General features: G+C 70.8%; 1 protein-coding gene. It reads right to left on the bottom strand.

Annotated features, from left to right (window positions below):
• Positions 1 to 27: 27 nt before the first annotated feature.
• Positions 28 to 669 carry a uridine kinase family protein gene (locus tag J0695_RS35690; RefSeq protein ID WP_206968929.1) on the bottom strand — a complete coding sequence of 214 codons (642 nt, stop codon included), beginning with the start codon at positions 667 to 669 and terminating at the stop codon, positions 28 to 30.
• Between the last annotated feature and the right edge of the window lie 143 nt (positions 670 to 812).

Consider the following 812-nt stretch of genomic DNA (forward strand, 5'->3'; position numbering starts at 1 on the left):
GGCAGCGCCCCCAGGGAGGAGTCGCGCCTACGCGGCCCGGACCTTGGCCCCGGCCCGTCGGCACCGCCCTGCCGCCGCCCCGGCCAGCCGCCCGAGCGCCTCTTCCTTGTCACACGCGTACGCGCCCAGCTCCACGTGCCGCGCCACGATCCCCCGCTCGGCCCGCATCAGCCGCCACCCCCTGCGCAGCAGGAACGGCACCGACTTGCGCCCCTCCCGCAGATCCCGCACGAGCCGCCGCCGGAACGTGGTGAACGCGCCCCGGTTCAGGCACAGCGCATCGGCCAGCACCCCGAGCTCCTGGCACCGCTCCACGATGTCCGCCGCGAAGATCCCCTCCGCGATGAACAGCGGGGTCCGCTCGATGCCGAGCGTCTCGACGCCAGTCCGTGCGCTGGTGGCGATGTCGTACACCGGCACGTTCGTGCGTCCCGTACGGCAAAGGTCTGTGATCGCGGCGAGCGCCGCCTCCGCGTCCCAGGACCGCGCATCGTCCCAGTCGATGTCGGACGAGCCCTCGACCAGGGGGAGCGTCGGGTCCGTCCCCTCCTTGTAGAAGTCGTCGAGCCGCAGCACGGGAAGCCCGGATTCGACGGCGAGGAGCGACTTCCCCGAACCGGAAGGGCCGGCCAGGAGGACCACGCGGGTGGGTATGGCAGATGAGCTCACGGGAAACATTGTGCTGCATTGAGCCCACCGCTCCCGCTCAACTACTCTACGTGAACAGTTGATTACCGAAGCGGAAGGTGAACATGGCTCGACACGCGGTATCCAAGACCTCCACGGCGGCCCGGCGCGCAGCGCTGCGCGCC

This window comes from Streptomyces beijiangensis, from assembly GCF_017315755.1.
In the GTDB taxonomy this organism is placed as follows: domain Bacteria; phylum Actinomycetota; class Actinomycetes; order Streptomycetales; family Streptomycetaceae; genus Streptomyces; species Streptomyces beijiangensis.